This is a genomic window from Gordonia sp. UBA7599, from assembly GCA_002477755.1.
Taxonomy (GTDB): domain Bacteria; phylum Actinomycetota; class Actinomycetes; order Mycobacteriales; family Mycobacteriaceae; genus Gordonia.
Window position 1 is genome coordinate 1 of sequence record DLKD01000049.1, and the last position, 7,844, is coordinate 7,844.

6 protein-coding genes are annotated in these 7,844 nt (G+C 68.9%); all 6 read right to left on the reverse strand.

Features of this window, described 5'->3' with window-relative positions; genetic code table 11:
* A partial coding sequence (locus tag B4L26_RS06445; RefSeq protein WP_290717224.1) for a malate synthase G occupies positions 1 to 1,556 on the reverse strand: 1,556 nt, incomplete at its 3' end.
* Positions 1,557 to 1,626: 70 nt separating this feature from the next.
* Entirely contained in the window at positions 1,627 to 2,541 is a 915-nt protein-coding gene (locus tag B4L26_RS06450) for a 3-methyladenine DNA glycosylase (protein ID WP_290717228.1), read from the reverse strand.
* A 3-nt stretch (positions 2,542 to 2,544) separates the two neighbouring features.
* A complete protein-coding gene (locus tag B4L26_RS06455; RefSeq protein WP_290717236.1) occupies positions 2,545 to 3,609 on the reverse strand; it encodes a hemolysin family protein in 1,065 nt (354 codons plus the stop codon).
* Positions 3,606 to 5,021 (reverse strand): hemolysin family protein, encoded by a 1,416-nt coding sequence (locus B4L26_RS06460; protein WP_290717237.1) that lies wholly within the window; start codon positions 5,019 to 5,021, stop codon positions 3,606 to 3,608. Before B4L26_RS06460 ends, B4L26_RS06455 begins: the two co-directional genes overlap by 4 nt.
* A gap of 6 nt (positions 5,022 to 5,027) precedes the next feature.
* Positions 5,028 to 6,464 (reverse strand): GuaB1 family IMP dehydrogenase-related protein, encoded by a 1,437-nt coding sequence (locus B4L26_RS06465; RefSeq protein WP_290717238.1) that lies wholly within the window; start codon positions 6,462 to 6,464, stop codon positions 5,028 to 5,030.
* The coding region (gndA, locus tag B4L26_RS06470) for an NADP-dependent phosphogluconate dehydrogenase (protein ID WP_290717239.1) at positions 6,464 to 7,844 on the reverse strand (1,381 nt) is incomplete at its 5' end. The genes B4L26_RS06465 and gndA, both read right to left, overlap by 1 nt.

The window sequence follows — 7,844 nt, forward strand, 5'->3', positions numbered from 1 at the left end:
GCCCACATGCCCTTGCCGATCTGGGCTTTGTGCGCAAGACCGGCGGCCAAGCCGACGTCGACGTTGGAGTCTTCATAGGACTTGATCCACTGCTGCGACTTCATATCGCCCTTGCGGATCATCGGGCCCGCCTCCATCGAAGTGTGGATCTCGTCGCCGGTGCGGTCGAGGAAGCCGGTGTTGATGAACACCACACGGTTCTCTGCGGCCTTGATCGCTGCGGCGAGGTTGACCGTGGTCCGGCGCTCCTCGTCCATGATGCCGACCTTGAGGGTGTTGCGCGGCAGGCCGACGACGTCCTCGACGGCGCCAAAAAGATCGCTGGTGAAGGCCACCTCGTCGGGGCCGTGCATCTTCGGCTTCACGATGTAGATCGACCCGGTCCGCGAATTCTGCCGACCCGACTCGCCCTTCTCGAGGCCATGCTTGCCGATGAGCGAGGTGACCAGCGCGTCGAGGATGCCCTCGGGCACCTCGTTGCCGTCGGCGTCGAGGATCGCCGGGTTGGTCATCAGGTGCCCGACGTTGCGGACGAACAGCAGCGACCGGCCGTGCAGCTCAAGCTCCGAGCCGTCGGGAGCGGTGTAGACGCGGTTCGGGTTGAGCACGCGGGTGAACGTCTTGCCGCCCTTGGCAACCTCCTCGGCGAGGTCGCCGCGGTTGAGGCCCAGCCAGTTGCGGTAGCCGACGACCTTGTCCTCGGCATCGACGGCGGCCACCGAGTCCTCGAAGTCCATGATCGTGGTGATCGCCGACTCGAGCTCGACGTCGGCGATCCCGGCCTTGTCGGTGGAGCCGACCGGGGAGGACGCGTCGAAGAGGATGTCGATGTGCAGGCCGTTGTGGCGCAGCAGGATCGACGAGGGGGCCAAGGCGTCGCCGCGGTAGCCCACGAAGGCACTCGGGTCGGCGAACGTCGTCACGTCGGTGTCATTGCCCAGGACGACGTTCACCTTGTCGCCGTCGACCACGTACTTCGTCGCGTCGGCGTGGCTGCCCTGCTCCAACGGCACCGCGGCGTCGAGGAAGGCCTTGGCGTAGGCGATGACCTTGTCGCCGCGCACCGTGTTGTACGAGCGGCCCTTCTCCGCACCGTCGGCTTCGGAGATCACGTCGGTGCCGTAGAGCGCGTCGTAGAGCGAGCCCCACCGCGCGTTCGCGGCGTTGAGCGCGAACCGGGCGTTGAGGATGGGGACGACCAGCTGCGGGCCCGCGGTCTGCGAAATCTCGGTGTCGACACCCTGTGTGCCGATCTCGAAGGCCTCCGGTGGGGTGACGAGGTAGCCGATGTCGGTGAGGAACTGCTTGTAGGCGTCGAAGTCGACCTTGCCGTCGGTCGCGGGGTTGTCGCGGTGCCACTGGTCGACCTTGGCCTGCAGGTCGTCGCGGATCGCCAGCAGCTCGCGATTGCGGGGGGCGTACTCGCCGACCACGGCTGCTGCACCGCTCCAGAACGCGTCCTGGTCTACGCCGGTGCCGGGCAACGCCTCAGTGTTGATGAAGTCGTAGAGAACCGGGGAGACCTGGAGTCCGTGGACGGTGACGCGGTCAGACATGTCAGCCTTTCGTATGGGTGCTATGAACACGTATTAGCGCAGGTAGCCAGCGCAACACGCCGATAACACTCTACCCCCTCGCCACACCCGCCCGACCCGCCATGGTGGGGATCAACCGGTCCATCTCCGCGAGCAGCCGCTCGCGCAGCACCGAACCGGACTGCGCGAACTCGTGTTGGGCGCGCTGGTACTCGGTCTTGCCCTCCGGCGTCTCGATCCGGATCGGTTGGTAACCCATCCCGGTCAGGTCGTAGGGGCTGGCGCGCATGTCGATCTCCCGCGCTCGGTGGGCGAGTTCGAAGGCGTCGGCGACGAGCGAGGAGGGCACCAGCGGGCTGAGTTTCGCGGCGACGCGATAGAGGTCCATCGTCGCGTGCAGGCAGCCCGGTTGGTCATGGTTGAGCCGGTCCTGCGCGGTCAGCGCCGTCGCGTTGCGTCCGCGGGCGTCGTCGGTGAAGAAGCGAAACGCGTCGAAGTGGGTGCACACCAGCTGGTGGGACTCCACGACCGCGTCGGTGCCCGCCGCACCCAACCGCAGCGGCACGTCGTGGCGCGGTGCGTCGGTGCGGTAGACCATCGCCCACTCGTGGAGGCCGAAGCAGCCGAACCGTGCCGGCCTCGAAGCGGTGGCCGCCAGCAGTGCGCGCGAGGTGCGCAGCGTCCGCTCACGGGTGTGCAGATACTCGACGCCGACGGTGACCCCGCCGGGCACCCGCGTGTAGCCGCGGGCACGCTCATACGGATGCGAACCGTCGGGCGGATCGGCCAGCACCGTGCCGAACCCCGGGTGCCAGCGCCGCAACTGCGCCGGCCGGTACGGGTAGTAGGTGAACAGGAAATCGACGACGGGGTGGTGGCCACCGCGACGGCGGTCGTGCAGGTAATCGCCGATCATCCCGTCGATGCGCGCGGTGTGCCGCGAGGCCGCGGTCGCCCACTCGTTCGCGGGCGCGACGGTGGTCGTGGGAGCGGTGGCGGTGGGCACGGCTCAGATCCGGTGCGTCGCGTCCCGGACGGTGCCGAGCAGATCTTCGACGAGATCGGCCAATGCGACGAGGCCGATCGTCTCGCCGGCATCGTCGACGACGGTGCCCAGATGCGAACTCGTCCGACGCAGTCGCGTCATCGCATCGTCGAGCATGGTCGTGGCGTGCAATACCGGCAGGGGCCAGATCTGATCGGCGCCGATGATGGTGCCGGGCCCGCGTGTGTCGTCGACGATGACCCCCAACACGTCCTTGAGGTGCAGGTAGCCGGTGAGTGCGCCGTTGGCGCTGCGCACCGGGAATCGCGAGTAGCCGGTCTGCGCGACCGCCTCCTCGACGGCGATCAGCGTCGGGCCGTCGTGGCCGGGTGCGGCGTCGAGGCAGCGGACATCGGCCAGCGGGATCATCACGTCGGCGACGGTGCGACCGACGCTGGCCAGCGCGCGGGTGAGGCGCTGATGCTCCTCGTCGTCGATAAGTCCCTCGTCGCGTGAGTCGCTGATCATCACCGCCAGCTCGGCCTGCGACACCGTCGAGTCGAGCTCGTCGCGCGGTGTGACACGCAAGGCCCGCAGCGAGATGTTGGCGAGCCAGTTGTAGACGGCGAGGATCGGGCGTGTGAGCTTGACGAACAGCAGGTGCACCGGGACGAGCAGCATTGCCGAGCGTTCGGGCCCGGCCAAGGCGATGTTCTTGGGCACCATCTCGCCGAGCAGGATGTGGGCGATCACGACCAGCATCAACGACACCGTGAGGCTGATCGGATGCAGCAACGCATGAGGGACCGACGCCCACTCCAACGGCTGTTCCAGCAGGTGCGCAATCGCCGGCTCACCGACGCGGCCCAGCAGGATCGAGCAAATCGTGATGCCCAGCTGTGCTCCGGCGAGCATGATCGACAGTCGCTCGGAGGCTCGGATCACGGTCAGTGCCCGCGAATGCCCCTCGTCGGCGAGGGCCTCCAGCCGGTCGCGCCGCGCGGAGATCAGCGAGAACTCCGCGGCCACGAAGAATGCGTTCGCGCCCAGCAGCAGGACCGTGAGGACGACTCCCACCCAGTCGTTCATGACAGGTCCTGCCCGTAGGCGTCATCGTCGTCGGGTAGCGGCTGCAGGGAGACCGTGTCGATGCGCCGTCCGTCCATTGCGGTCACCCGGGCCAGCCAGCGCCGGTCGGCGGGCGGACCGTCGTGTTCGCCGGCCGAACCGTCCTCGCCCTCGGTGCCGCGGGGGTGCGACACCAGTTCGACTTCGTCGCCCGACGTCGGGATCCGCCCCAGATGGAACATGACGAGGCCGCCCAGCGTGTCGTAGGCGCCCTCGGAAGCGCGCAAGCCGGTCGCCGACTCGAGCTCGTCGAGGCGCAGCAAACCCGAGCAGAGGTAGCCCTCGCCCTCGGGTGTTACGTCGTCGTTCTCATCGTCGTGCTCGTCGGTGACCGAGCCCACGATCTCCTCGATGACGTCCTCGGTGGTGACGATCCCGGCAGTCCCGCCGTACTCGTCGACGACGACGCACACCTCGAGGCCGCCGACGGCCAGGTACTCGACGACCGAGTCCCCGTCGAGGCTGGCCGGAACGGTGGCGACCGTCCACATCAGCGAGTCCAGGCGCGTGGTGCGCAATTCCTTGTGGGGGACGGAGAAGGCCTGTTTGACGTGCACGACGCCGACCAGGTTGTCCAGGTCGCCGTCACGGCAGACCGGGAAGCGGCTGTGGCCGGTATCGGCGGCGACGCGCAGCAGCTCGTCGACGGTGTCCTCGGGCCCGAGCGCCGTGACCCGTACACGCGGGGTCATCAGATCCTCGGCCGTGAGTTCGCCGAAACGCAGGGAGCGGTCGACGAGGATCGCGGTATCGGGGTCCAGCGACCCGCGCCGCGCCGAGGTCCGTACGAGCGAGGCGAGCTCCTGCGGCGAGCGTGCCGACGCGAGTTCCTCGGCGGGTTCGATGCCCAAGCGGCGCACCATCCAGTTCGCCGCACCGTTGAGGCCGTTGATTGCCCATCCGAACAACGCGGAGAACGCGACCATCGGCGCCGCGGTGAGTCGTGCGACGGAGAGCGGTTCGGCGATGGCGAGGTTTTTCGGGATCAATTCGCCGAGAACCATGGACAGCGACGTCGCCAGGGTCAATGCCAGCGCCGCGGTCAGGCCACCGTGCCAGCCCGGCGGCACACCCAGGCCCGACAGCGCCGGTTCGATGAACTGCGCGAGCACCGGCTCGGCGAGGTAGCCGGTGATGAGAGTCGTGATGGTGATGCCGAGTTGCGCGCCCGACAGCTGGAACGACAGGGTGCGGTGCGCGCGCTCGACCTGCCGCGATCGCAGATCGCCGCGAGTGGCGACGTCGTCGGCGATCGTCGAACGCTCCAATGCCGTGAGCGAGAACTCGGCGGCGACGAAGACAGCGGTTCCGACCGTCAGCGCGATGAACCCCACCACCGCACCGACGGTCAGTGCTATGTCAGACCACTCCACGGGCGGTCACCACCCGCCCGGCAGCGGACGGCCCTCGGCGAACCCGGCCGCTGACTGGATCCCGAGCACCACCTTGTCGTGGAGCTCCGGTAGCGACCGTGCCCCGGTGTAGGTCGCCGTCGAGCGGACCCCCGAGCAGATCTGGTCAACGAGGTCCTCCACGCTGGGTCGCAGCGGGTCGACGCGGATCCGCGAACTGGAGATCCCCTCCTCGAACAGGGACTTGCGGGCCCGGTCATAGGCGTTGTCGTCGGCCGAGCGTGCCGCGACCGCCCGCTTGGAGGCCATGCCGAAGCTCTCCTTGTACGGTCCGTGCTCGTCGACGAGGAGTTCGCCGGGCGCCTCGTAGGTACCGGCGAACCATGAACCGATCATGACGTTCGACGCGCCGGCCGCGATGGCAAGCGCCACATCGCGGGGATGGCGGACCCCGCCGTCGGCCCAGACGTGCGCGCCGAGCTCGCGGGCTGCCGCGGCACATTCCACGACCGCCGAGAATTGTGGGCGCCCCACGCCGGTCACCATGCGTGTGGTGCACATGGCACCCGGTCCGACACCGACTTTGACGATGTTCGCGCCCGCTTCCACGAGGTCACGGGTGGCGCCGGCGGACACGACGTTGCCAGCCACCAGGGGCACGTCCAGACCGGCACCGGCGACGGCGCGCAGCGCGCTGATCATCTTCTCCTGGTGCCCATGGGCGGTGTCAATGACCAGGACGTCGGCGCCGGCCGCGGCGAGCTCGGTGGCCCGGGTGACGACGTCGCCGTTGATCCCGACGGCCGCGGCGACGCGCAGGCGCCCGGTCGCGTCGACGGCGGGGGAGTAGATCCCCGAGCGCAGCGCGCCCACACGGGTCAGGACGCCGACGAGGCGGCCGGCCGGGTCCACGAGGACCGCCAGGTCGGCATGGCGCTCGACGAGGGTCTCGAACACCTCGCGCGGCGGCGTCGTGGCGTCGAGCACCACGAAGTCGGCGTCGAGTACGGCGCGCACCCGGCTGAACCGGTCGACCCCGGAGAATGAGGCCTCGGTGACCAGTCCCAGCGGCACCGACTCCTCGTCGACGACGACGGCGGCGCCGTGCGCGCGCTTGGTGAGCAGGGCCTGAGCCTCGGCCACCGAGTGCTCCGGCGACAGGATGACCGGTGTCTCGGCGACGAGGTCGCGCGATTTCACGTAGCCGATCTGCTCGGCTGCAGCCGGGATCGGCAGATCCTGCGGGAGGACGACGATCCCGCCGCGGCGCGCGACAGTCTCAGCCATGCGCCGACCGGCGACGGCGGTCATGTTCGCCACGACGATCGGGATGGTCGTGCCCGTCCCGTCGACCGTCGCCATGTCGACGTCGAACCGTGAGGTCACATCCGAGCGGTTCGGGATGATGAAGACGTCGTCGTAGGTCAGGTCGTAGTCAGGCCGGTTCCCGGTGTGGAAGTGCATCAGGCGGTGACTTCGGAGCGGTCGCCGCTCCACAGGGTGTGGAAGCTCCCCTCGGCGTCGATGCGCCGGTAGGTGTGCGCGCCGAAGTAGTCGCGCAGGCCCTGGGTCAGGGCGGCGTTGAGGCGGGGTGCGCGCAGGCCGTCGTAGTAGGCCAGCGACGACGCGAAGGCCGGGGTGGGGATGCCCATCGTGGCCGCGGTGGCGACGACGCGCCGCCATGCGTCGACGCCCGACTCGACGGCGTTGCGGAAGTACGGGTCCAGCAGGAGCGAGGGCAGGTCGGGGTTCTTGTCGTATGCGTCCCGGATGGGGTTCAGGAATTGGGCGCGGATGATGCAGCCCCCGCGCCAAATGGTCGCCAAAGCGCCGCGGTCGACGTTCCAGCCGTACTCGGCGCTTCCGGCGGCGATCTGGTCGAAGCCCTGCGCATAGGCGACGACCTTCGACGCGTAGAGGGCGGCCTTGATGTCGTCGATGAAGGCCGCGGCATCGGCGGGGGCCGGGGCCAGGGTTCCCGCAGCGAGCCCCGCGGCCGCGTCGCGCTGGGCGCGCGAGCTCGACAGGGCGCGGGCGAACACCGCCTCGGCGATCCCGGTGACGGGGATACCCAGGTCGAGGGCCGACTTGACTGTCCAGCGCCCGGTGCCCTTCTGCCCGGCCTCGTCGACGATGACGTCGACCAGCGGCTTGCCGGTCTTGGCGTCGACCTGGGCGAGGACCTCAGCGGTGATCTCGATCAGGTAGCTGGAGAGCTCGGTGGAGTTCCACTGCTTGAAGACCTCGGCCATCTGTGCGGCGGACATGCCCAGCGCGGTGCGCATGAGTTCATAGGCTTCGCCGATGAGCTGCATGTCGGCGTACTCGATGCCGTTGTGGACCATCTTGACGAAGTGGCCGCTGCCATCGGGGCCGATGTGGGTGCAGCACGGCTCGCCGTCGACCTGCGCGGCGACCTTCTCCAGCATCGGGCCGACGGCCTCATACGACTTGGCCGGACCGCCGGGCATGATCGACGGTCCGAGCAGCGCGCCTTCCTCGCCACCGGAGATACCGGCACCGATGAACAGCAGGCCGCGGTCGGCCAGGCTGGCCTCACGACGGATGGTGTCGGTGTAGAGCGCGTTGCCGCCGTCGATGATGATGTCGCCCGGCTCGAAAACGGCCGCGATCTCCTCGATGACGGCGTCGGTCGCGTCACCGGCCTGCACCATGATCAGCGCGCGCCGTGGGCGCTCGAGCGCCGCGGCGAACTCTGCCATCGTCTCGGTCCGCACGAAATCCCCATCGCCGCCGTGCTCGGCGAGCAGTGCATCGGTCTTGGCGATCGAGCGGTTATGCACCGCCACGGTGTAGCCGTTGCGGGCGAAGTTGCGGGCGATG